This window comes from Wolbachia endosymbiont (group A) of Icerya purchasi (assembly GCF_947251635.1).
Taxonomy (GTDB): domain Bacteria; phylum Pseudomonadota; class Alphaproteobacteria; order Rickettsiales; family Anaplasmataceae; genus Wolbachia; species Wolbachia pipientis.
The window spans coordinates 167,091-189,423 of record NZ_OX366357.1 but is presented as its reverse complement, the minus strand read 5'-3'; the positions used below and the strand labels follow the sequence as shown (position 1 = coordinate 189,423).

The window sequence follows — 22,333 nt, the reverse complement described above, 5'->3', positions numbered from 1 at the left end:
TTAACTATAATAGTAAAAGTATCAATGAAAATATTTATTGGCTAAACTTAAAACCCTCTGCAAAAGGAGAGTTAAATAATCAATTGACTATTTGCGCTTGTATGTTAGATATTTTATATCTTGGCGGGCGTAGCTCAGTTGGTAGAGCGTCAGTTTGTGGTACTGAATGTCGCCAGTTCGATCCTGGTCGCTCGCCCCACTAAAATTTCCTGCTTTACAAAAATATGAATAAATGGTAATATATCAATTAATTATGGAGGTTGTATGGATGACGACACTAAAGATTTTTTAATGCTTTGTGGTGCAGCATCAGTAATAGGAGCATTGACAGGTTTGGGATTGAGTTTTACAGCTTTGTCACCTTTGGTAGTAGGTGGAATTGTTGGTTCTATAGTCCCAGCATGCTTGGCAGTTTCTTGCATAGTAGACTCATTATATAAATTTTTCAAAAAAGATCCTATTGAAAAAGCTAGGCTTATCAGTTGGAGTATTACAACACCCGTAAGCTCTGCTATCGGGGTTGGTCTTGCTGCATCCGCAACTGCTATTTTTCCTGGTGCAATGCTTGATGCAGCTTTAGCAGGTGCAACAATAGGAGTAATAGCGCTGGTAGCAGGGACACTTGTGGTTGGAGCTATATCACTTGCAGCTGAAAAAGTGAATGAATATATTATATCACCTATAATTGAGCACTTTTCTTCAAAAGGGGAGGAGTACGAATCACCTAAAACCAATTAAGTAAGGTTTCTGTTATTCCAGTGTGCAGCATTGGAATAACAAAATTTGACATTAACCGCTAATAATTAGAATATTAGTAGAGTAAGAATTACTCAAGAAAGCATGCATAAATATGACGTAGTAGTAGTAGGTGGTGGCCATGCAGGGTGCGAAGCGGCTGCAGCGGCAGCTCGCCTTGGTGCAAACACGCTGCTTATAACTCATAAAATTTCAACTATAGGGGAAATGTCCTGCAATCCAGCAATCGGAGGAGTTGCAAAGGGTGTTGTAGTCAGGGAAGTTGACGCTCTTGATGGAATAATGGGAAGAACAATCGATCAAGCAAGCATACACTCAGTCATTTTAAATAGTAGCAGAGGTGCAGCAGTATGGGGCCCGCGTGCACAGGCAGACCGAAAATTATATAAGCAGGCAATACAGGAAATTATTCTAAATTATAACAATTTGACGGTAAAAGAAGAGTCAGTTGACAATTTTCTTATAGAAAGTAATGGCAATGGAAAACCGTGCATTAAAGCTGTAATAACAAGCTCAGGGGAACATATACTAACAGGTAAAGTTGTTTTAACTACGGGAACTTTCCTGCAAGGTGTAATTCATATAGGAGAGCAGGTAACTCCTTCAGGGAGAATGGGAGATAAGCCTGCAGTAGAACTTGCAAATACGTTGAAGAAATATAATTTTAAATTAGGTAGATTGCGCACCGGAACTCCGCCAAGGCTCGATCGTGGCACTATAAACTGGTCAATATTGCAAGAACAAGTGGGTGATAATCCACCTGTGCCGTTTTCTTACTTAACAGAAAAAATTAACCAACCTCAGGTATCATGCTTTATTACCCATACTAATGAAAACACGCATAAAATAATTAGAGAGAATCTGCACAGGTCAGCTTCTTCATATTTAGATGATATTGTTGCACCAAGATACTGCCCATCAATTGAAGTTAAAGTTAAAAAATTCGCAGAAAAAAGTAGTCATCAAATATTTCTAGAGCCAGAAGGGCTTGACGATAACACTATATACCCGAACGGAATTTCAAATTCATTGCCTATTGAAGTGCAGTGTGAAATGATAAAGAGTATCAAGGGACTTGAAAACGCAGAAATACTAAGGCCTGGATATGCAGTTGAGTATGACTATATTGATCCACGAGAACTAAGCCATACTCTTGAAACTAAGAAAATTAAAGGCCTATATTTTGCTGGCCAAATTAATGGCACCACTGGATATGAAGAAGCAGCAGGGCAAGGAATTATTGCCGGGATCAATGCAGCACTTTCTGCATCTAAAAAAAAAGAAAGCTTTGTTCTTCATCGCACAGACTCATATATCGGCGTAATGATAGATGATCTAGTCATCAAAGGGGTGATCGAACCTTATAGATTATTTACCTCGCGTGCAGAATATAGGCTAGCTATCAGGTCAGACAATGCAGATAGAAGATTAACACAAAAAGGTTATGATATTTCCCTTGTTTTGCATGAGAGATACTCTGTTTTACAGAATAAACTTGAATCCATTAAGCAGCTTGAAGAGAAGTTAGGGAGTCTGACGATTACTCCTGAGCAGCTTAGGTCTTATGGTATCAAAATATCTTATGATGGGATAAGAAAAACGGCACTAGATTTACTTAGCTATCCAAACATCGACTGGAATAAATTACAAGAAATATGGCCGGAGTTAAGCAGCGTCACGCGCTGGAATGACAAAATGGGACACACCAAAGCGGGTAATAGAGCTAAGAATGAAATATGCGAAGCGGTTGAAATTGAAGCAAAATACAAACCTTATCTAATAAGACAAGAAGCGGATATGAAGTTTTTACGAGAGGAAATTAACACTCAAATTCCAATTGATTTCAACTATTCACAAGTTAAAGGCCTGTCAAGTGAAGTAATAGAAAAGTTGCAGACGATAAAACCAGCGACGATTGGCATTGCAAAGCAAATACAAGGCATCACTCCTGCAGCGATAGTGAGCATATTAGTGTATTTGAGAAACAGGAAAACGAAAGTGGCTGCTAATTTTGTATGAGGTGTTCTATGTCAAAAATCGAAGAATTTCGATCTTTTATGCGTGAAACAAATGTTGACGCATTTATATTGCATACTAAAGATGAATATTTAAATGAGTATTCAGAGGAGCTAACAAAGCTGTGTGGCTTTACAGGAACAAATGGGCTACTTATCGTTACAAAGGACAACAAGTGCCCATTTTTTACGGATGGACGCTATATCACACAAGCTCACAATCAGCTCGATCAGGGCAATTTTCAAGTATATAATATACAAGAAGAGGATCCACGCGAATGGATAAAAGCAAACTTAACATCGACTGCCTCACTAGGTTATTATTTGCAATATTTTACCGTAAAAGATATAAGAAAGTATGAGAATATCTGTAAATTAATACCCTGTTTAGCTGGAAAAAAAAGTGACTATCGAAAACAAGCAGTGGTTTTACATTCTATTAAATATGCTGGTGAAAGTAGCAAGAATAAATGTGAAAAAGTCGCTAAAAGCATAGATAAAGAAGCTGAAGTAGTGCTTTTAACTGATCCAAATTCAATTTCATGGTTATTAAATTTAAGAAATGAAAATGCTAAATATACTCCATGTATATTGGGCCGTGCTATATTGTATAAAAGCGGTAATGTTGATTTGTTTATTCAAGATAAAGAACATTCAACTATAGAAGCAAATTTAGGCAATCATATAAATATTTTTGATATTAGTGAGCTAGAAAATTCGCTGCACAAGCTAAATTCAATAGTTATAGATCCAAACACAACTCCAATGAGTATCATGGCTGTAATAAAAGATAAACAGGTAGCTGAAAGAGAAGATCCTTGTTTAATTCATAAAGCAGTAAAAAACCAAACTGAAATAGCTGGGGCTATAAATGCGCACATCAGAGATGGAGTGGCAGTTACAAACTTTCTACATTGGCTTGAAAATAATGTTGGTACAGAGCTTGAAGCTGAAGAGAAACTCTTAGAATACAGAAAAGAGCAGAATTTGTTTAAGCAACTAAGTTTTCCAACAATTTCAGCATTTAATGAGAATGGAGCAATAATTCACTATCGTGCAAACAGTAAGACGAATAAGGTAATTCAGAAAAGTGGACTATATTTGATTGACTCTGGTGGCCAATACCTTGACGGCACAACTGATGTGACAAGAACTGTAGCAATTGGCAGTCCAACTAATGAGCAAATAACCCACTATACAATAGTGTTGAAAGCTCACATTTCTATAGCAAGTGTTGTCTTTCCCCCCGGCACTACTGGTGGAGAATTGGATATATTGGCACGTACGCATTTATGGAAATTTGGAATGGACTATATGCATGGTACAGGGCATGGAGTAGGGAGTTACCTATCAGTACACGAAGGACCACAAGCAATATCAAAAAGTAATAAAGTGAAACTCACGCCAGGGATGATACTTTCCAACGAACCTGGCTATTACATTCCGGGAGAGTATGGAATAAGAATTGAAAATCTGATATATGTTGACAGGCAAGAGAATGGCTTCTTAAACTTTAAACAACTGACCTCTATTCCATATGATAGAAGACTAATAAATGTGCAAATGCTTACTAAGGATGAAATTGAATGGATAAATGGCTACCATCAATTTGTCTATAAAAACTTAGAAAATAGCGTAAAAGATAAGGAATGGTTAAAGAAGGTATGTGACCCTTTATAAGCAAAGGAGCATTTTTTATTATTTAAAAAGTATTAATGCAATTGTGACAGGTATTTTGTATTGTTTTTAATTTTAAAATAATATATAATAAAGAGCACGTATTTTTAGGTAGGTTATAATTATGATAGACAAAGGGCAAGAAGATGAATTTATGAAGCAGTATATGGATACTTGCAAAGAGCAAATAGAAAAATTAGCCAAGGATCCTGAATTGCTTAATCAGACTTTAAAACCATTTATGCAAATGTCTCAGCAGCTTATGGCTGGCGGTATGTTAGAAGGGGATATGCCTGGCATGATACCTGATTTGGGCAGTATGGATGTTAACAAGATGATTGCTCAGATGAAGGAAATGATTTACTACATAAGAGGTAACTATAAGGAACTAATGAAAGAGCACAGCTCGCAGATTCAAGAGCTTGATGAATCCAGTAAAAAGCTAAGAGGCTTAGTTAAAAAATTGATAGAAAAGATCGAAAGTAAGTAAATAACATCTGGATTTCTGTCATTCTATATACAACTTTCTAGTTGGACGGTAAGTCGAGGTCAATTATTGATGTCATGAAAGTAGCTGACACTGGTTCCTTTATGACGGCAGTGCCCAGAGGTGTCATCCCGGTGCTTGGCACTGGGATCCAGTTCTTATTACCTGGTGTAAAGTTAAGTTTCCTGGATTCCAGTGTTAAGCACTGGAATGACAGCAATCCTACGTCATACCGCGATTCATTCCATAGCTGTACGAACATTGTCTAGCAGGAGGGTGTCATCCCAGTGCTTGACACTGGGATCTAGAAAATTGATTGTGCACTATGCAACATTTTCGATCAAAAGCTGGATTCCAGTGTCAAGCACTGGAATCTGCCACGCGAATTGCCTGCAAATTGCAATGTTCATACAGTTATGAGCTAGTGTACATAATTGCACATGGGTTTTTACAAATTTGAAAATTAGTGTTAAATAAAAATATAAATGCAAAAGGAAAAGAAATGATTGAACTTAAAGGCCCAGAAATTTGTGCAGGCGGAAATAAGAAAAATTTGATTATTTTTTTACATGGTTGGGGCTCAAGTGGCGATAATTTCATTCACCTTGCTAAAGTTATGAGCAAGTTTTTACTGGGTTCATATTTTGCAGTACCCAATGCTCCGTTTGAAAGAGAAATAGGTGATGGTTATCAGTGGTTCAGCTTGGAAGATCGTAGTGAGGAAGCGCTATATAATGGAGTAAAAAATGCTACATCAATTGTAAATCATTTCATTGATACAAAATTAAAGGAGCTTAATTTAAAAGATACGCAACTTTCTTTAGTTGGATTTTCTCAAGGAGCAATGCTTGCAATACATACAGCTCTCACCCGCTCTCAATCCTGTGCATCAGTTGTTGCATACTCTGGTAGATTTCTTTCACCTTCAAAAACTGCACCAGAGATCAAGTCAAAACCTAACATATGTGTTATTCATGGTGATGCTGACGACGTAGTACCTTTTTCGTCCCTCGACTTAGCGGTTAAAGCTCTGAAAGAAACAGGGGTAAATGTTGAAGGGCATCCAATTCATGCATTAGGGCATATTATTAATGAAGAGGGAATAAAATTAGGAGTAGAATTTATCAAGAAGAATTTTAAAAATTAATTTTCATGCACTTGTTTTGCTTTGGTTATGGATATGTAGCTAAATTTTTATCGAAAAAATTACTGAACTTAGGTTGGAAAGTTAGTGGCACATCAAGAAGTAAAAATATACAAAATGTAATCCTCTTTAATTATGAGAAAGTTAGCCAAGATCTACTTAAAAGCGCAACGCACGTTTTAATTTCTATTCCTCCAGATGGTGATGATGTTGTGGAGAGATATGGTGATTGCCTGCAAAATGTCAAATGGCTTGGTTATTTGTCTGCAACTAGCGTCTATGGTGATCACTCTGGTAATTGGGTGGATGAGGAATCTGAAACAAAACCTATAGAAATCAGAGGAGAAAAGCGCCTTAAATCTGAAAAGAAGTGGCTAAATAGCAGATTGCCTGTACATATTTTTCGCTTAGCTGGAATATACGGCCCTAATAGGAACGTGTTAATTGACTTGCAGCTTGGCAAAGCAAGAAATGTGAAAAAGGAAGGGCATTTTTTTTCTCGTATTCACGTTGAAGATATATCGAATATTTTATTTTCTTCCATGCAAAACATAAAACCTGGTGAAATATACAATTGTGCAGACGATTTACCCACTACACAATCTGAAGTGGTAATATATGCGACCAAACTTCTCAATGTTAGCCCTCCAGAACCAATTGAGGCTTCTTCCCTACCAGATTATGCACAGAGTTTTTATTTAGGATCAAAAAAAGTAAGTAATGTTAAAATTAAAAAAGATCTTAATGTCTCTCTAATTTACCCTAACTACAAGGTGGGATTAGAAAGTTTGCATGTAAAAAAAACTGAAATCACATCAGAATGATAGATAGGCTTATTGTCACTGCCATTAAGTTAAGGAAAGAATGGTTAAAAACTGAACTAAAAAGTCAGAAATAATTAAGGATTTATGACAAATACTGAAACAGAATAGAGTAAACTTTAAAGCAGATAAACTCTGAAGTGTAAATTACTTAAGAAATAGTGACCTTACCCAGAAAAAGTGGAGAGAAAGAAAAGAGTTTTTTTGGGTAAAATAAAATTTTGGAGGATTAGAAATGGTAAGAGAATATACAGCAGAATTCAAATTGGAAGCTGTTAAACTGGCAAATGAACAAAGAAAGGCAGGTCAAACAATTACAAAAACAGCAAAGGATTTAGGAATAAAGGGTGGTTTATTAGGAAAATGGATAAAGAAACACAACGAAAAAAGTCGGCAGCAGAAGCATTTCCAGGTAGAGGTAACATGGCTCCTTACGACAAAGAGAGGTTTGATTTACAAAGAGAGTTAGCAAGAGTAACAAGGAAAAGAGACATTTAAAAAAAAGCCCTGGCCAGTCAAAAAGAGTAAAATATTTTTTATATAGTAACTGCTATAAAGTACAGGAATTATGTAGGATTTTCTGCTAGTGGCTACTATAAACGCGAATTCTGGATTAAAGGAGAATAGAAAAGGCAGAAAACAGGGTAAACTCAGCAGTTATAAAAAAATAGATGAGGTTACCCATGGAAGACATAACAAAACTGTTTTGTTTGGTCGATGATTTTTGCAGAGATATAGAGAAAAATTTTGCAGGCAAACTACTGCCAAATGGTAAAAAACCCACAAGAACAACGGAAATTGAGCACTCTGAAATCATGACAATAATCCTGCTATATCAACAATCTCCGTGTAAAAATTTCAAAACTTTCTATCTACACTACCTAACGTTGCTCTACAAATCAGAGTTTCCAAAGTTGCCTTCATATACCAGGTTTGTTGCTCTAAAGCCTAGGGTTTTGTGGCATTTAGCAATGTTGTTGCATTGGCTTTGTGGACAGTCAGAAAACACTGGAATTTCATATATAGACACAACTCCCATTGCAGTTTGTCATGCAAAAAGAATATCCAAAAACAAAGTTTTTGCTGGAATTGCAAAATTAAGCAAGAGTACTTACGGCTGGTTTTTTGGTTTCAAATTACATATGGTAATCAATGAAAATGGTGAAATTCATGCACTTACGCTAACAAAAGGCAATGTTGATGATAGGATACCTGTGCCAAATTTGACGGAAAAATTAACCGGCCTTTTGTTTGGTGACAAAGGTTATATTGCAAAAGAGCTTTTTCAGAAGCTGTTTGACCGAGGTTTGAAACTTGTTACCAAGGTGAAAAAAGGTATGAAAAATACATTAATTTCGCTAAATGAGAAGATTTTACTGAGAAAAAGGTCTATCATTGAGACTGTTTTTGGTTACCTAAAAAATAGACTAGAAATTGAACACACTCGCCATAGATCCCCTGTTGATTTCTTGGTTCATATCTTTTCTACTCTCATCTCCTATTCCATCAAATCCAAAAAGCCTTCTATTTCCTATACTTCCTTCCTTAATCCAGAATTCGCGTTTTTAGCCTGCCACGTAATGGTTTACCAAATTTAATTGGATCAGTTGTAAGCCGCTCGTTTATCGCTTTTGTAATCCTTGATCTTATTGTTTTTGGCAGATTTAGAAAATCTCTTTCAGTAAAGTTTTTTGAGTAGACAATATCGTATTTCAGTTTATGTCCTCTCCCTTTCAGATAGTACTGTGTTCCAGTCTACATCCTCACATTCCTTAATAGTTTTATATAACGCAATATCTTCTACTTCGCACTCGATTCCTTCGATGACTAACCTTTTTACTAGTTCTTGAACGGATTCCTTGGTGATTTCAGCTAACTTAGTAAGGTTATGTGAAGTTTTTTGGTCAAAAGTTATACTAATTCCTGAATCTGTCATATGTTTTACCAAAGTCTACTAATAATTATACAACATTTTTCTGAATTTTTCAATAAAGGAAGTTGATGATATGTAAGAAAAATTTTGCCACCTGCGTTAATAAATAATTAAAGATTTAGCATATTTATCTACCCTCTATTCTATTACTTAAGTTAGACCACTTTTTTCTATTAATATTTTTTGTTTATAAAGATGAGCAGTTACTCATCACGCAGTTGATCTATGGATATAATACTACCGTTTGATAGTTTTTCAGTACATTTTTCACTTTTGTATTCTTTATCAGAGTCGATACTGATTTTGTCAAATATTAAAACATCTCCTGAAATTTTATCACGAAACTCACTAATAGCAAAAAACGGTATAGTGATTCGCTCTTGTTTTCCTTGAAAACTCAAACTGACGCTAAATTTATCCTCAGAAACTTTTAAATCATAGAATTGATGCTGTAATATAATAAGCATTTGAGTAGGGTATGACTTTTTCAAACGATCTGGCATGGTCACACCATTAAAATATGTGAAAAATAATATTTCTAAGTGAGGGATAAAACCATTACCTGATATAACATCTAAAGTCTTTTTGATAACTTGAAACTTAGCAGAATTAAGCAGTTTTTTGTAATCTGTTTGCTCCATATAACTTTCACATACGTAAATTTTGGGGGAACTTCTGTTACCCGGCGTTCCCTGAACCGTGCTTTAGTAATAAATTGGTTGTGCTAAATTAAGCAGCAACACAACATTCATTACTACCAGCAGCAAAGTTATCGTTTGCATTTAAATTATGAACTCTTAGCGGTGGTGTCTAACCGAGCAAAGCTACCATCTTTACTATGCATGTCGATCCTTATTCGTCCCCGTATAAATTAAAAAACATGGTGGAGACGCCGAGTACTGCCCTCGGGTCCAATACACCTATTACAAGGTAATTTTATTGCTATAGTACACAAAATGTACATAGCTATTATATAGCAACATTAAATAAATGTCAAGATATTATGACCTTAAGTTGATTTATTGCTAAAACAAAATTAATATTTCCAGTAAAAAATTCTGTGCTCTTAACCTGACACATATGGCTTTTTGAATACTCCCAATGAAAATATTTATAAATAAATATTTACTCTTCTTTTTTATTGTTTTTAGGTTTTTCTTGATCAACCATTTCTCCACCGATCTCTTTTATTTTTAGTATCAACGACTCTGGTACATACATGTCAATTACTTCTTCTGCTGTCACAAATAAAGCCTGATAAGAGTGTGAATTTATTATCCAATTAGGCAATATGTCTTCTGCTTCTATTTTATACTCTCCATCTTTTTTGTCATATACTGTGTAGCAATATAAGTGCACAGCAAAAAATAATACATAAGAGAGCAATATTCCTTTAAGCACTCCGAGAAAGATTCCAGTAACTCTATCGATAAACCCCAACCTTATGGGTGATAATATGTACATTAGCCAGTTATTTATTATCATGAATATAAGATTAAGTATAATAAATACAGAGATTGTAGAAAGTATGTTTAGTGTAACTTTAGAATCAAAATATTTACTATAATTTGGAGTGAAAAAATCATAGTGATTAGCTGTCAGAAAGACCGATAAAAATAGAAACATTAGTGCGCATAGCTCTTTTATAAAGCCTCTAGTTACCGAGATTATTACGCATAGAACAACAATGAAGATAATTAGGCTATCGAAAAGCATGTTTTATATCTATATGGTTTTCAAGATATAATAGTTGTAAATAACAAGGTTGTAAAATTAATTGTATTTATGCTGCATCAATTGATCTAAATACCTAGCGATTATGTCAATTTCTAAATTCAAATAATCATTTACTTTGTTGTACTGAAAAGTTGTATTTTCCCATGTGTAGGGAATTATATTTACTGTAAATTCGGCAGACCACTTTTGAAATTCGATTTCTGATGGCAATTTTGTTGTCAAAGCTTGACTGTGCTCCTCAAATACATTTAAGTATTCTGCGGTGCTCGCCTGTGCTTCTCCTAAAAATTTCTCACCACAAACAAATTTCGAAAGGGGTCTGGTGATAACTGAGTTCACTGTGAGGGAAACCCCATCTAGTGTAACGGAGCTTTTTTTTGCAACAAATTTAATTAATTCTTGTGGGCACGATAGTTTGATTTCATGAGAATCTAAATTTTGATTAATTGTTAAAATTTTTACTATCCCATCAACATGACCCTGAACCAGGTGGCCATCGATCTTATCGCTTAATCTCATTGCTTGTTCGAGATTTATTTTTTTTCCTATTCTCCACGTATTTAAGTTAGCAACCTTCATAGTTTCTTGAGATGCTTGGACTGTAAATGTATCGCTCATTATATCAACAACAGTTAAACACACACCAGAGCAAGCTATTGAATCTCCTTTATTTATAGAGGATAAATTTTGTGTCTTGATATGGAAAATTTGATCAGAGTTGGAGTGAGTGGTAGTATCAGTTATAGTCCCGATATCCGTGATAATTCCTTTGAACATATGGTGAAAATAAATAATTTTACCATGAAAGATCTCTTAACGCAAATTCTGGATTAAGGAAGGAAGTATAGGAAATAGAAGGCTTTTTGGATTTGATGGAATAGGAGATGAGAGTAGAAAAGATATGAACCAAGAAATCAACAGGGGATCTATGGCGAGTGTGTTCAATTTCTAGTCTATTTTTTAGGTAACCAAAAACAGTCTCAATGATAGACCTTTTTCTCAGTAAAATCTTCTCATTTAGCGAAATTAATGTATTTTTCATACCTTTTTTCACCTTGGTAACAAGTTTCAAACCTCGGTCAAACAGCTTCTGAAAAAGCTCTTTTGCAATATAACCTTTGTCACCAAACAAAAGGCCGGTTAATTTTTCCGTCAAATTTGGCACAGGTATCCTATCATCAACATTGCCTTTTGTTAGCGTAAGTGCATGAATTTCACCATTTTCATTGATTACCATATGTAATTTGAAACCAAAAAACCAGCCGTAAGTACTCTTGCTTAATTTTGCAATTCCAGCAAAAACTTTGTTTTTGGATATTCTTTTTGCATGACAAACTGCAATGGGAGTTGTGTCTATATATGAAATTCCAGTGTTTTCTGACTGTCCACAAAGCCAATGCAACAACATTGCTAAATGCCACAAAACCCTAGGCTTTAGAGCAACAAACCTGGTATATGAAGGCAACTTTGGAAACTCTGATTTGTAGAGCAACGTTAGGTAATGTAGATAGAAAGTTTTGAAATTTTTACACGGAGATTGTTGATATAGCAGGATTATTGTCATGATTTCAGAGTGCTCAATTTCCGTTGTTCTTGTGGGTTTTTTACCATTTGGCAGTAGTTTGCCTGCAAAATTTTTCTCTATATCTCTGCAAAAATCATCGACCAAACAAAACAGTTTTGTTATATCTTCCATGGGTAACCTCATCTATTTTTTTATAATTGCTGAGTTTACCCTGTTTTCTGCCTTTTCTATTCTCCTTTAATCCAGAATATTTTAAGGGAGTATATATTGATTTGATGAGCAAGATTAAAAAGCTATTACCCCAAAAAACATCAAATAACTTACATAAGTTTGATTCGACGATCATAAATTTATCGGGATATCTCATAAAAGATGGGCTAAAAATAGGCGGTAAAAGTAACGACAGTCAAGTTAAAGTGAGTGTAGGATTAAAGGATCAATTGCCGACAAGTATAAGATTTTGTAAAGGACAAGAAGAAAGTAGTGAAGATATGGCATTAGTGAGAGCAATTAATGAAGCTAAAGTTGAAAAAGAGGATATTTTATTATTTGATAGAGGAATCAGAAAAGTTGGAACTTTTGCCGAATTTGATGAAAAGGAGTACAAATTTATCACAAGAGTTAAAGTAGGAAGAAAACATGATGTTATAAGCAGGAACAAAGTTATAAGAGAACAAAAATCGGATGGATCAGAGATTTTAGAAGATATAATAGTTAATCTTTATCGTGCACGAGGTAAAGTGGCAGAAAAGCATGATCTACGGCTAATAAAAATCAGAAATAAAATTGGAGATGAAATATGGTTTTTGACAAACTTGTTTGAAATGCCAGCTTATGAAGTAACAGAGCTATATAGGCGCAGATGGATATAGAAGTGTTCTTTAAATTTATAAAGCAAAATCTTGGATATAAGCACTTTTTAAGCCATACTATGAATGGCATGAAGGTGTATATTTACATGATTATTATTACGGCTTTGTTATTTCTTGTTTATAAAATCAAAAATAATCTACATGGGTTCAAAATAGCATTACTGCAATTCACATTGGATCTAAATGACTCTTTTATACGTTCGATTGTTTTACTGTCGGGAGGTAATTTACATGCCGTTGATCATCTCATATCACGTTATTTTTGATACTTTCAACACTTATGCGCCATACCGTCACGGTGTCTCCTAGCATAGATCCCGCTAACACGTAGCGGGATGACGATTTTGTATCGGAAAACAAGTAGCATGACGATTTATCAAATGTTCCTTAGTTTCTCAAAAAAATCCTTTAACAAAAAAGAGCATTCTGTTTCTAATATTCCACCATAAACTTCAGGTATATGGCTGCAAAATTGAAATATCTTAGCACCATTTTCAATTCCTCCACCTTTTGGATTATAAGCTCCAAAGTACAATCGTTTAATTCTGGCAAAGGAAATAGCTTGAGCACACATCGGACATGGTTCTAATGTTACGTACATATCAGCATCACAAAGCGTGGAAGTTGAAAATGCTTGTCTGATCGCTAACATCTCTGCATGTGCAGTTGGATCGCTGGATATATTGTGTGCAGAAGAAATGATATTGTCTCCACTCACTATTACAGCACCTATGGGCACCTCATCATTTTTTTGAGCGAGTTTGGCTTGCTCTATGGCAAGCTCCATATATTGATACTTAAACACTAGGCACTTATTTCTTATCAATTGCTGCTTTAACGAACGACACGAAAAGAGGATGAGGAGAAAACGGCTTTGATTGAAATTCTGGATGAAACTGCACACCAATAAACCACGGATGACTCTCTAACTCCACTGCCTCTATGCACGTTCCATCTTCTGATATGCCACTGCATAGCAGCCCATTTTTTTCCAAATCATCTTTATAATCTGAATTGATTATGTATCTATGCCTGTGTCTTTCTGAAATAGTAGTGTTACTATATGCATCCATCATTTTAGAGTTTGCATTTATATTACATTTGTATGCCCCAAGTCTCATGGTTCCACCAAGATCGTCATCTTGATCGCCAGCTAACTTAACGATTGGATGTTTACAGTTATGAAATTCTTCAGAGTGTGCATCTTCAAGCTTAACAACATTACGAGCAAACTCAATAATTGCAAGCTGCATGCCAAGGCAAATTCCGAAAAATGGGATATTATTTGTACGGGCATAATTTATTGCTAATATTTTACCCTCTACTCCGTCATCACCAAATCCCCCTGGGACAAGGATTGCATGAGAATTCTGTAATTTCTCTCCTATAAGTTTTTCATTTATAGGTTTTTCTTCCTTCTCTCTTGAGTTAACCCAATTTATCCTTACTTTGACTTTATTACTAATCGCACCATGATTTAATGCTTCAACTAGTGATTTATACGCATCAGGGAATTCGGTGTATTTTCCCACTATAGACACAGTAACTTCCTGTGTTGGGTGCCTTATGGAATGCACTATTTGATCCCATTCAATCAAGCTTGGTTTTGGCTCACTTAAATGAAAGTGCTCCAAAATTTGCGTATCAAGCCCACATTGGCTATACAACACCGGTAACTCATATATATGACTCACATCAGGGGCAGGTATCACATTGGATAAAGAAACATTGCAAAGCTTGGCTATTTTCTCTCTTTGATTATCGAAAATTTCTTTCTCACTGCGGCATAATATAATATCTGGTTGTAACCCCGCGGAATTTAACTCTCGAACTGAATGCTGCGTTGGTTTTGTCTTTAATTCTTGCGCTGCGGTAAGATATGGTATTAAAGTTAAGTGAATCAGGATAACTCTTTGTTTTCCTAATGTGTAGTTAACTTGGCGTATAGCCTCCAAAAATGGTTGGCTTTCAATGTCACCTACAGTTCCGCCTATTTCACATATTACAAAATCTAAACCTTCCGTACCATTAAAAATGAACGATTTGATCAAATCTGTCACATGAGGAATGACTTGCACAGTTTTGCCCAGATAATCACCACGCCTCTCTTTCTTCAATAACTCATGATATATCTTACCAGTTGTTATATTGTCATCTTTTGTTGCTTTAATTCCAGTAAAACGCTCATAATGCCCAAGATCCAAATCAGTTTCAGCACCATCTTCGGTAACAAATACCTCTCCGTGCTGAGTTGGGTTCATTGTCCCAGGATCAATGTTGAGATACGGGTCAAGTTTTCTGATACGGATCTTAAAACCGTGAGCTTGAAGAAGCGCACCAACACTCGAAGCAACTAAGCCTTTACCAAGCGATGACACAACTCCACCTGTGACAAAGATAAATTTAGCTTCCTTCATTAATTTTCAAATGGAACAGAAGTAGATTCACTTTCTTGCTTTTTTTCTAATATAATTTTTTCTGCGATCGATTTTTTATGTACGTCTTTTGAACATAATCCTGACAATAGCAATGTGTTTATAATAAACAATCCAGCAACAATAGCCGTTATTCTGCTGAGCGGGTTTTCAGAAGATTTCACCGGAATCATCGAATTGACCCCCTGTTGTGTATTACTAAAACCACTTAACGAACTACTTCCAGGTGGCTCCAAGAGCACTAAAATTACTAACACAACAACCAATATTATTTGAAATATACTTAATACCGCTACTGACATTATAGATAGGGCTGAAAATAAAAATCTTAGCAGTACAAAGCACGTAAGTCAAGAACATCTGTCACCCAAGTAGTTTGAAATCTAAGTATGTATTTACTGCTTACCTTATTTTGATTAACATATGCATAAGACTTTGGGCTTAATATGTATCACATTTTAAAATACAAAGATTATGAACCAAAAATAGACGAAAGTGCTTTCATTGCAGGTGGTTCGCATATCATAGGCAAGGTTGAAATAGGAAGAAATGCGAGCATCTGGTTTAATTGTGTAATCAGAGGGGACGTTGGATCAATAAAAATAGGTGATGGAACAAATATTCAAGATGGAACGGTAATTCATGTGGATAGAAACCCAGGTGGTGACACAATTATTGGCAGCATGGTAACAGTGGGACATTTTTGTATGTTGCACGCATGCACGGTGCATGATAGAGCGTTTATTGGTATGGGCTCTGCCGTGATGGACCATGCAGTTGTGGAGTCTGAAGCTATGGTAGCTGCTGGCTCACTAGTGACACACGGAAAAGTGATAAAAAGTGGAGAAATATGGGCTGGTAGACCAGCAAAATTCTTCAAAAAAATGTCAAATGAAGAAATTAAACATATCGCGCAGTCGGCACAAAATTATATTATGTTAATGAAGGAATACAAAAACTGAAGTTCGCGTCAAGTGTTTTACTTGACACGTACGTCTCAGCTCAACAAACTGTGTTAAGCTGCCTTGTTTTTCCCCCACTTACTCCTTGCACTTCCGCTCCATTCACTTGAGTGCTAGGTAATGCTGCATATGTAATACTACCAACTGCGAGTGTAGATACTACTGCTATACCAACCATTACCCAAATATCTAATCCACTGTACGTTCAAGTGCAGTAAATGCTATCAGTCCAGCAGCAAGACCCATACCAACAGTAGCAGTGTACCGTGCTCCATTGCCTTGTTTTGGTTGCTCAGTTGTTTTGTTTTTAGCTTCTAGTTCTTTATTTTCCTTCTCTAACTGATGAACTCGAGCATTTCGAGCTTGTAAGTCTTTCTTTAGGCTTTCAACTTCAGCATTTGGTTGGTTTATTTTAGCTTCTAATTCTTTTATCTTATCCTCTTTATCCTTTAACTGAGCAGCATTTGGTTGGTTGTTTAACTGTGCTTCTAAATCTTTTATTTTATTTGTTAGTGTTGTTTTTTCACCCTCTAACTTCGTAACAGCAGCATCTGGTTGAGCTTTTAATGCTATTATTTCATTCTCTTTCTCTGTTAACTTTTGCTGTAACGCCACAGCATCTAATGCTTCCAATTCTGTTATTTTAGCATTTTTTTCTTCTAACTGCTGCTGTAACGCTGTAGAATCTATTGCCTTTAGTTTTTCCACTTCAGCTTCTAAGTCTTGTTTTTCCTGCTGAGCTGTGTCCAATTGATCTTGTAATTCTTGTGTTTTGGTTCTCAATTCCTCCTCAGCTTTCTTCTTTGCAGCTTCTAATTCTTCATTTTCCCCTTTAACTGCTCTTCTGCAGCTTCCAATTCTGTTGTTTTAACATTTTTCTCCTCTAACAATTGTACTGTGGGATGGCAAGATAGGGCTTTTACCATAATCTCCTCTTTCCCATCGTTAAGGCCTAACAGATTTTTCATTTCTTCTAGGCGACTAAAATATTTGCCACCCTTTCTCCCAACGGATTTTACATTCATGATTGTATTATCTCCTAGTTCTTCTTGAGGATAAGAACCAGTAATATATAGTTGTTGATCATTTAGCGTACAGCCCACATAAAACTTGTCATCAATTATAGCACCACTCTTATCTACGTTTTTATACTTTTTAAATTCTTCATAATCATCTTTTTTTATAACAAGCACTATTTTATCATCGGCAACCTGTATTGTACCATTCTTTAAGCTTAGCATAACGAACCTCAATTATAATTTAACATTACATAATACCTTTAGAACCCAAGGTCAAGTAATATTTTATCATAGCATAGAAAATTTATGTTCGTAAACAAAAAATTTTGGCGTAAAATTGCCGTGTTTACTTAATTGTGCTATAGCTAAAGCAATAAGTGGGATTCCAGCGTCACGCGCTGGAATGACATGGTTTTAGGCGTTATGTAATCATGGTAGGGTGTCATCCCAGTGCTTGACACTGGGATCCAGGAAACTTAGTTAATATATAGTTAGCTATGGTTTAAAATTGAGAAATATTTATGTTAAAAGAAAAATACGGCTTTAAAGAAATTGAAGACAAATGCAACATATTGTGGGAAGGCAGTAAAGTTTACAGGTGGAATGGTGAAAAGGATAACACTTTCACTATAGACACACCTCCACCGACAATATCGGGTAAATTGCATATTGGCCATATATTTAGCTATTGCCACACGGACTTTATTGCAAGGTTTCAGCGCATGCTGGGAAAAGATGTGTTTTACCCAATTGGGTTTGATGATAATGGGCTTCCCACTGAAAGATTGGTTGAGCAAACCTATAAAACCCGCGCAAAAGAAGTTGGCAGGGAAAAATTTATAGAGATGTGCCATGAGGTTATTGAAAAATCAAAGCAAGAATTCAAGGAACTATTTAAATCGGTCGGCATTAGTTATGACTGGGATTTGGAATACCACACGATCAGCAAGGAAACTGTGACGCTTTCACAGATGTCGTTTATTGATCTATATAATAAGGGATATGCATATAGAAAAATGCAGCCCATCCTTTGGGACCCGGTTGATAAAACAGCAATTGCGCAAGCAGAAATAGAAGATAAAGTTTTTGAGTCATCCTTAAACACGATAGTTTTCTCTACTCAAGAAAATGAGCAGATCAATATTGCAACTACGCGACCTGAACTACTTCCAGCATGCGTTGCAGTTTTTTGTCATCCAGAGGATACGCGCTACACTCATCTGATCGGAAAAACAGCGGTAGTGCCAATAACAGAGGAGAAAGTTCCAATAATAGCAGATGATAAGGTTAAAATAGATAAAGGCACCGGGCTTGTTATGTGTTGTACATTCGGTGATGAACTCGACATATATTGGCAGCAAAAGCATAATCTACCAATGAAAATTATCATCGATCAGGATGGGAGGATAAGCCTTTATGATGTCATTCCAGTGCTTGACACTGGAATCCAGGAAAAAGAGCCAATGCCAGCGATGACAGAGGAAGATATCATGTCAGCGTATGGTCAGAAAAAAAAACCAGTGTCAAGCTACTCGGATGACACCGAAGGGGCTACTCAGATGACAAAAGAGGGTGGGTGTGATCAGAAAGAAGAATGGATCCCAGTGTCAGCTACTCGGATGACAGACGATATACTAAATGAAATAAATGGACTAAAAATTGTAGCAGCAAGAAAGAGGATGATCGAAATCCTAACTAAAAAAGGACTTTTGATAGAAAGCACTAACATTTCTCATTCTGTTAAGTGCGCAGAAAGATCCGGTGCACCACTTGAGATATTACCTACTTATCAATGGTTTATCAAGACTTTAGAGCAAAAAGCTCAAGTATTAGATAAAGTAAAAGAATGCAATTGGTATCCAAGCAATATGCGTAAACGCATGGAAGTGTGGATAGAAGGGCTAAATTGGGACTGGTGCATTTCAAGGCAGCGCTATTTTGGTGTGCCATTTCCAGCATGGTATTCCAAACGTAAGGGAGAAGAAGGTAAAATTATTCTAGCTGAAGTAAAGGACCTGCCTATAGATCCATTGAAAGATTTGCCAAAAGTGTATAGCAAAGAAGAGGTTATCCCAGATCAAGATGTAATGGATACCTGGGCCACAAGTTCAATTACTCCTCAACTGAGTGCACTGGCAGTAAACAGTGAGTTTAGTTTACCAAATCATCGCTATGATACGATATTTCCTGCAGATCTGCGCGGCCAGAGCCATGAGATAATCAGAACTTGGGCTTTTTATACTATTTTAAAGGCACATTATCATGCAAATTCTTTACCTTGGAAAAACATTATGATCAGCGGTTGGTGTTTAGCAGATGATAAGAAAAAGATGAGTAAATCAAAGGGTAACATCATCACTCCTCATGTAATACTTGAAACTTATGGAGCTGATGTAGTGCGCTATTGGGCAGCGAACTCAAGGCTTGGAGTTGATACAGTCTACTCTGAAAATATATTCAAAATTGGCAAGCGCCTCGTTACAAAACTTTGGAACGCTAGCAAGTTCGTTTCCATGTTCATGGAAAAGCATCAAACAGTAAGCATAAATTCCATCAGTGAGACGATGGATAAATGGATACTGTCTAAGCTGTACAAAGTAATAGGTAGAGCAACAAATAACCTATTACAGTTTGAATACTGCGAAGCTTTGGGCGTAATAGAGGAATTTTTTTGGAAGGATTTTTGTGATAACTACTTGGAACTAGCAAAAAAGCGCGCATATGGAGATAAAGTAGACAGCGAAACAAACTTAAGTGCAAAGCAAAGTTTGGCATATGTACTGAATATTATTTTGCGGTTATTTGCACCTTTCTTGCCTTACATTACAGAAGAGATATACCACCAGTTGTATAGTTATAATTCTGTACACAATCAAAGTAATTGGCCGAGCAAAGAAGAACTTATCTACGATAAATATTTAGAGGAAATGGGAGATAATGTTATTCAGATATTAAATATTATCAGAAAGATAAAGGCAGATAATAATGTATCAGTTAAGCATCTGATAAAAAAGTTGATGATAAAAGCAGATCTACGAGAGGATAAGTTGGATCAATCCGCACAGGATGATTTGCAGGCAGTGTGCAATGCGGAAACGATAGAGTGGATGCAATCTGAGCTTGAAACTGAAGACGGGAAATACATAGTGAATATAGACTTATACTGATTTTTATAGCTTCACTTCCTTTGATATCTATGCTATCATAGTCATTATTGGTTGTGAGAGAATAATAATGGGGGATTTATATAATAAAGCCAATGCACCATATCTTATAGCTGGTGCTCTTGCTACTTTGGTATTGCTTGCGTCTGGGACACTTGCTGTTGCCCCTTATGTTAAGTTCTTGTCTTCAGTTGCAGCTTTTAATGTAGCTCTTCCTGTTGCTTTGAGTTTGTCTATACTTTCTATTTTGGTGCTTGCACTTTCATGTAAAATAATTAGTAATAATAAGAAAATAGAGGTTGAGAAAAATAAATTTGCTGAAAAAGAGCAAGAGTTAGAAAGCGTAAAACAACAATCAGAGAGTAGGGTACAAGAGTTAGAAAGTAAAATAGCTCTGGGAGAAAAAGCTAAAGAAGCTGTAAATAAAGAAGTGAAGGAATTAAAAGATCAATTAACTCGAGAAAAGCAAGATTTGGAAAGCGAAATTGCAGGGTTAAATAAGGAAATAGAGCAGTTAAAGAAACAACAAGATGATGCACAGCAAAAATTAGATGATGCTACAAAAGAGTTAAATAATAAAGGTAATCAAATCCGAGAATTAGAGGGTAAGATAGGTGCTCTTAATAATAAGAACAAAGATTTACACGATGAAAATACAGAATTGAGTGCAAAAGTACAAGGTCAGTTAGAACATAAGGAGGAGATGCTTTCTCTTGAATACCAAGAGTTACGTGATGAAAATGTAAGATTGAATGAAAGAGTGGATTCTTTAATGGAGGAATTATCTCAACCTCAAAAAGAAATAGATTCCTTAAAAAGGCAGTTAGATGAATTAAAATATGAAGGAATTTTAGCTCTTTTATTAGAAGAAAGAATAACAGAATTGGAAACATGTTTAGAAAAGAAAAGGAAAAAAGTAGGAGAATTAGTAGTGCAGTTAAGAAAAGAAAAAGGCGAAACTTCTTGTTTACAATCTGAATTAGGGGATGTAGTAGAAAGAGAAAGATGATTGAAAAAAGAGTTAAGTGAAAAAGCGCAAGAAACGATCCAGCTAGCTGCAGATTTAGAACAAGAAGAAAAACTATGCAAGGAATTAGAAGAGGAAAACAATGAAAATCTTGATAAGATCGGAGAGTTAAAAAAACTTAATGAAAAGTTGCGCGATAATAACAGTGAGTTGAAAAGTAGCGAAAAAAAGTTGGATGACGAATGCAATGAATTAAGAGAACATAATTCTGATTTGAAAAGAAAAGTTAAACGTCTGCAAGCAGTAATTGGGCAGGAAGACAAGCAAAGTCATTCCATTTCTTCAGATATAAGCAGTGAACATTTATCAGAACTTGAAGGAATAGGTGAAAATAAGTCTGTTAATGAACAGTTCCCGAAACCAAAACCACCTTATATATCCACTCCAATAAGACCGCCATATAAAGAGCTGAATGATGCTTCATGTGATTCCGGATATTTTAGTGGATGTTCTACCCGAACCAATAGCTGCCACACATTTTGAGTACAGTTGTACACTGGATACATAAATCCTTAGCCATTTTTAGCTAGCAGACTGAAGATGGGAAGTTTGTTGTAGGTGCAGCACTATAATTCCTCCATAGATAAGAGAATTTTAATAAATATATACAAGACTGCTGAACGTGGGGGGAGGAGGGGAGTAATGAGCAATTTGCTTAGTGAGGCTAACACATTTTATTTTATAGCCAGTTCCTTAGCTACTCTTACGTTACTTACATCTTTAGCGTTTATTGTAACTTCTAATGTGCCTCTTCCTCTA

General features: G+C 35.8%; 26 protein-coding genes, 1 tRNA gene and 1 other RNA gene. 15 read left to right on the top strand and 13 right to left on the bottom strand.

Annotated features, from left to right (window positions below):
* Window positions 1-123 precede the first annotated feature (123 nt).
* The 5 genes from OPR17_RS01025 to OPR17_RS01005 all read left to right on the top strand — a co-directional run bounded on the left by OPR17_RS01025 (window position 124) and on the right by OPR17_RS01005 (window position 4,938).
* Window positions 124-199: transfer RNA gene (locus tag OPR17_RS01025), tRNA-His, on the top strand.
* A gap of 65 nt (window positions 200-264) precedes the next feature.
* Entirely contained in the window at window positions 265-738 is a 474-nt protein-coding gene (locus OPR17_RS01020; protein ID WP_265021802.1) for a hypothetical protein, read from the top strand.
* Between the two features lie 102 nt (window positions 739-840).
* A complete protein-coding gene (gene mnmG, locus OPR17_RS01015) occupies window positions 841-2,775 on the top strand; it encodes a tRNA uridine-5-carboxymethylaminomethyl(34) synthesis enzyme MnmG (RefSeq protein ID WP_265021801.1) in 1,935 nt (644 codons plus the stop codon).
* A gap of 8 nt (window positions 2,776-2,783) precedes the next feature.
* Window positions 2,784-4,451 (top strand): aminopeptidase P family protein, encoded by a 1,668-nt coding sequence (locus OPR17_RS01010; protein ID WP_265021800.1) that lies wholly within the window; start codon window positions 2,784-2,786, stop codon window positions 4,449-4,451.
* A 121-nt stretch (window positions 4,452-4,572) separates the two neighbouring features.
* Window positions 4,573-4,938 (top strand): hypothetical protein, encoded by a 366-nt coding sequence (locus OPR17_RS01005; protein ID WP_265021799.1) that lies wholly within the window; start codon window positions 4,573-4,575, stop codon window positions 4,936-4,938.
* Between the two features lie 37 nt (window positions 4,939-4,975).
* Here the strand turns inward: OPR17_RS01005 and OPR17_RS01000 are convergent, their stop codons facing one another.
* Window positions 4,976-5,197 carry a hypothetical protein gene (locus OPR17_RS01000; protein ID WP_265021798.1) on the bottom strand — a complete coding sequence of 74 codons (222 nt, stop codon included), beginning with the start codon at window positions 5,195-5,197 and terminating at the stop codon, window positions 4,976-4,978.
* 240 nt (window positions 5,198-5,437) lie between these two features.
* Between OPR17_RS01000 and OPR17_RS00995 the strand changes: the two genes are divergently transcribed.
* From OPR17_RS00995 to OPR17_RS00975, 5 genes are all read left to right on the top strand, one after another.
* Window positions 5,438-6,082: an alpha/beta hydrolase gene (locus tag OPR17_RS00995; RefSeq protein WP_320109874.1), complete on the top strand. Its 645-nt coding sequence runs from the start codon at window positions 5,438-5,440 to the stop codon at window positions 6,080-6,082.
* A 5-nt stretch (window positions 6,083-6,087) separates the two neighbouring features.
* Window positions 6,088-6,903, top strand: coding sequence for an SDR family oxidoreductase (locus OPR17_RS00990; protein WP_265021796.1), 816 nt, complete (start codon window positions 6,088-6,090; stop codon window positions 6,901-6,903).
* Between the two features lie 232 nt (window positions 6,904-7,135).
* The gene (locus OPR17_RS00985) at window positions 7,136-7,369 is read left to right on the top strand and encodes a transposase (RefSeq protein ID WP_265021407.1); all 234 of its coding nucleotides are present in this window, start codon (window positions 7,136-7,138) and stop codon (window positions 7,367-7,369) included.
* Between the two features lie 117 nt (window positions 7,370-7,486).
* Window positions 7,487-7,621 carry a hypothetical protein gene (locus tag OPR17_RS00980; RefSeq protein WP_265021795.1) on the top strand — a complete coding sequence of 45 codons (135 nt, stop codon included), beginning with the start codon at window positions 7,487-7,489 and terminating at the stop codon, window positions 7,619-7,621.
* Complete coding sequence (locus tag OPR17_RS00975) at window positions 7,584-8,498, top strand: IS982 family transposase (protein ID WP_265021794.1); 915 nt, start codon at window positions 7,584-7,586, stop codon at window positions 8,496-8,498. Before OPR17_RS00980 ends, OPR17_RS00975 begins: the two co-directional genes overlap by 38 nt.
* 119 nt (window positions 8,499-8,617) lie before the next feature.
* Here OPR17_RS00975 and OPR17_RS00970 read toward each other — a convergent pair whose 3' ends face one another.
* From OPR17_RS00970 to OPR17_RS00940, 7 genes are all read right to left on the bottom strand, one after another.
* On the bottom strand, window positions 8,618-8,836 hold the full coding sequence (locus tag OPR17_RS00970; protein ID WP_265021793.1) for a hypothetical protein: 219 nt from the start codon (window positions 8,834-8,836) through the stop codon (window positions 8,618-8,620).
* 200 nt (window positions 8,837-9,036) lie between these two features.
* Entirely contained in the window at window positions 9,037-9,474 is a 438-nt protein-coding gene (locus OPR17_RS00965) for a ClpXP protease specificity-enhancing factor SspB (protein WP_006279412.1), read from the bottom strand.
* 23 nt (window positions 9,475-9,497) lie between these two features.
* Window positions 9,498-9,834, bottom strand: a transfer-messenger RNA (tmRNA) gene (ssrA, locus tag OPR17_RS00960).
* A 124-nt stretch (window positions 9,835-9,958) separates the two neighbouring features.
* Window positions 9,959-10,549 carry a CvpA family protein gene (locus OPR17_RS00955; protein ID WP_265021792.1) on the bottom strand — a complete coding sequence of 197 codons (591 nt, stop codon included), beginning with the start codon at window positions 10,547-10,549 and terminating at the stop codon, window positions 9,959-9,961.
* A gap of 57 nt (window positions 10,550-10,606) precedes the next feature.
* Window positions 10,607-11,347, bottom strand: coding sequence for a riboflavin synthase (locus OPR17_RS00950; RefSeq protein ID WP_265021791.1), 741 nt, complete (start codon window positions 11,345-11,347; stop codon window positions 10,607-10,609).
* Between the two features lie 19 nt (window positions 11,348-11,366).
* Window positions 11,367-12,266, bottom strand: a complete 900-nt coding sequence (locus OPR17_RS00945) for an IS982 family transposase (RefSeq protein ID WP_265021790.1) — start codon at window positions 12,264-12,266, stop codon at window positions 11,367-11,369.
* Window positions 12,229-12,378 carry a hypothetical protein gene (locus OPR17_RS00940; RefSeq protein ID WP_265021431.1) on the bottom strand — a complete coding sequence of 50 codons (150 nt, stop codon included), beginning with the start codon at window positions 12,376-12,378 and terminating at the stop codon, window positions 12,229-12,231. Before OPR17_RS00940 ends, OPR17_RS00945 begins: the two co-directional genes overlap by 38 nt.
* Between OPR17_RS00940 and OPR17_RS00935 the strand changes: the two genes are divergently transcribed.
* On the top strand, window positions 12,371-12,967 hold the full coding sequence (locus OPR17_RS00935; RefSeq protein ID WP_265021432.1) for a transposase: 597 nt from the start codon (window positions 12,371-12,373) through the stop codon (window positions 12,965-12,967). The two genes, OPR17_RS00940 and OPR17_RS00935, sit on opposite strands and share 8 nt — an antisense overlap.
* 376 nt (window positions 12,968-13,343) lie before the next feature.
* Here OPR17_RS00935 and OPR17_RS00930 read toward each other — a convergent pair whose 3' ends face one another.
* From OPR17_RS00930 to secG, 3 genes are read right to left on the bottom strand one after another with little or no spacing between them, the layout of a single operon-like run.
* A complete protein-coding gene (locus OPR17_RS00930; protein WP_182319297.1) occupies window positions 13,344-13,754 on the bottom strand; it encodes a nucleoside deaminase in 411 nt (136 codons plus the stop codon).
* Window positions 13,755-13,779: 25 nt separating this feature from the next.
* On the bottom strand, window positions 13,780-15,384 hold the full coding sequence (locus OPR17_RS00925; protein WP_265021789.1) for a CTP synthase: 1,605 nt from the start codon (window positions 15,382-15,384) through the stop codon (window positions 13,780-13,782).
* The gene (gene secG / locus OPR17_RS00920) at window positions 15,384-15,704 is read right to left on the bottom strand and encodes a preprotein translocase subunit SecG (RefSeq protein ID WP_265021788.1); all 321 of its coding nucleotides are present in this window, start codon (window positions 15,702-15,704) and stop codon (window positions 15,384-15,386) included. Before secG ends, OPR17_RS00925 begins: the two co-directional genes overlap by 1 nt.
* Before the next feature lie 144 nt (window positions 15,705-15,848).
* Here secG and OPR17_RS00915 point away from each other — a divergent pair, with 144 nt between their 5' ends.
* Window positions 15,849-16,364, top strand: a complete 516-nt coding sequence (locus OPR17_RS00915) for a gamma carbonic anhydrase family protein (RefSeq protein WP_265021787.1) — start codon at window positions 15,849-15,851, stop codon at window positions 16,362-16,364.
* Window positions 16,365-16,553: 189 nt separating this feature from the next.
* On the opposite strand, the gene OPR17_RS00910 is transcribed toward OPR17_RS00915, so the two are convergent.
* Window positions 16,554-17,147: a hypothetical protein gene (locus tag OPR17_RS00910; protein WP_265021786.1), complete on the bottom strand. Its 594-nt coding sequence runs from the start codon at window positions 17,145-17,147 to the stop codon at window positions 16,554-16,556.
* A 29-nt stretch (window positions 17,148-17,176) separates the two neighbouring features.
* Window positions 17,177-17,605, bottom strand: coding sequence for a hypothetical protein (locus tag OPR17_RS00905; protein WP_265021785.1), 429 nt, complete (start codon window positions 17,603-17,605; stop codon window positions 17,177-17,179).
* A 299-nt stretch (window positions 17,606-17,904) separates the two neighbouring features.
* Between OPR17_RS00905 and OPR17_RS00900 the strand changes: the two genes are divergently transcribed.
* The 3 genes from OPR17_RS00900 (at window position 17,905) to OPR17_RS00890 (ending at window position 22,057) form a co-directional block, all read left to right on the top strand.
* Window positions 17,905-20,550, top strand: a complete 2,646-nt coding sequence (locus tag OPR17_RS00900; RefSeq protein WP_265021784.1) for a valine--tRNA ligase — start codon at window positions 17,905-17,907, stop codon at window positions 20,548-20,550.
* Between the two features lie 67 nt (window positions 20,551-20,617).
* Complete coding sequence (locus OPR17_RS00895; RefSeq protein WP_265021783.1) at window positions 20,618-21,556, top strand: hypothetical protein; 939 nt, start codon at window positions 20,618-20,620, stop codon at window positions 21,554-21,556.
* The gene (locus tag OPR17_RS00890) at window positions 21,557-22,057 is read left to right on the top strand and encodes a hypothetical protein (RefSeq protein WP_265021782.1); all 501 of its coding nucleotides are present in this window, start codon (window positions 21,557-21,559) and stop codon (window positions 22,055-22,057) included.
* Window positions 22,058-22,333 lie beyond the last annotated feature (276 nt).

Excerpts from the sequence above, each read along its gene's own strand:
- OPR17_RS01020 (WP_265021802.1), top strand. The coding sequence starts at position 265 with ATGGATGACGACACTAAAGATTTTTTAATGCTTTGTGGTGCAGCATCA.
- mnmG (WP_265021801.1), top strand. The coding sequence starts at position 841 with ATGCATAAATATGACGTAGTAGTAGTAGGTGGTGGCCATGCAGGGTGC.
- OPR17_RS01010 (WP_265021800.1), top strand. The coding sequence starts at position 2,784 with ATGTCAAAAATCGAAGAATTTCGATCTTTTATGCGTGAAACAAATGTT.
- OPR17_RS01005 (WP_265021799.1), top strand. The coding sequence starts at position 4,573 with ATGATAGACAAAGGGCAAGAAGATGAATTTATGAAGCAGTATATGGAT.
- OPR17_RS01000 (WP_265021798.1), bottom strand. The coding sequence starts at position 5,197 with ATGTTCGTACAGCTATGGAATGAATCGCGGTATGACGTAGGATTGCTG.
- OPR17_RS00995 (WP_320109874.1), top strand. The coding sequence starts at position 5,438 with ATGATTGAACTTAAAGGCCCAGAAATTTGTGCAGGCGGAAATAAGAAA.
- OPR17_RS00990 (WP_265021796.1), top strand. The coding sequence starts at position 6,088 with ATGCACTTGTTTTGCTTTGGTTATGGATATGTAGCTAAATTTTTATCG.
- OPR17_RS00985 (WP_265021407.1), top strand. The coding sequence starts at position 7,136 with ATGGTAAGAGAATATACAGCAGAATTCAAATTGGAAGCTGTTAAACTG.
- OPR17_RS00975 (WP_265021794.1), top strand. The coding sequence starts at position 7,584 with ATGGAAGACATAACAAAACTGTTTTGTTTGGTCGATGATTTTTGCAGA.
- OPR17_RS00970 (WP_265021793.1), bottom strand. The coding sequence starts at position 8,836 with ATGACAGATTCAGGAATTAGTATAACTTTTGACCAAAAAACTTCACAT.
- OPR17_RS00965 (WP_006279412.1), bottom strand. The coding sequence starts at position 9,474 with ATGGAGCAAACAGATTACAAAAAACTGCTTAATTCTGCTAAGTTTCAA.
- OPR17_RS00955 (WP_265021792.1), bottom strand. The coding sequence starts at position 10,549 with ATGCTTTTCGATAGCCTAATTATCTTCATTGTTGTTCTATGCGTAATA.
- OPR17_RS00950 (WP_265021791.1), bottom strand. The coding sequence starts at position 11,347 with ATGTTCAAAGGAATTATCACGGATATCGGGACTATAACTGATACTACC.
- OPR17_RS00945 (WP_265021790.1), bottom strand. The coding sequence starts at position 12,266 with ATGGAAGATATAACAAAACTGTTTTGTTTGGTCGATGATTTTTGCAGA.
- OPR17_RS00935 (WP_265021432.1), top strand. The coding sequence starts at position 12,371 with ATGAGCAAGATTAAAAAGCTATTACCCCAAAAAACATCAAATAACTTA.
- OPR17_RS00930 (WP_182319297.1), bottom strand. The coding sequence starts at position 13,754 with ATGGAGCTTGCCATAGAGCAAGCCAAACTCGCTCAAAAAAATGATGAG.
- OPR17_RS00925 (WP_265021789.1), bottom strand. The coding sequence starts at position 15,384 with ATGAAGGAAGCTAAATTTATCTTTGTCACAGGTGGAGTTGTGTCATCG.
- secG (WP_265021788.1), bottom strand. The coding sequence starts at position 15,704 with ATGTCAGTAGCGGTATTAAGTATATTTCAAATAATATTGGTTGTTGTG.
- OPR17_RS00915 (WP_265021787.1), top strand. The coding sequence starts at position 15,849 with ATGTATCACATTTTAAAATACAAAGATTATGAACCAAAAATAGACGAA.
- OPR17_RS00905 (WP_265021785.1), bottom strand. The coding sequence starts at position 17,605 with ATGCTAAGCTTAAAGAATGGTACAATACAGGTTGCCGATGATAAAATA.
- OPR17_RS00900 (WP_265021784.1), top strand. The coding sequence starts at position 17,905 with ATGTTAAAAGAAAAATACGGCTTTAAAGAAATTGAAGACAAATGCAAC.
- OPR17_RS00895 (WP_265021783.1), top strand. The coding sequence starts at position 20,618 with ATGGGGGATTTATATAATAAAGCCAATGCACCATATCTTATAGCTGGT.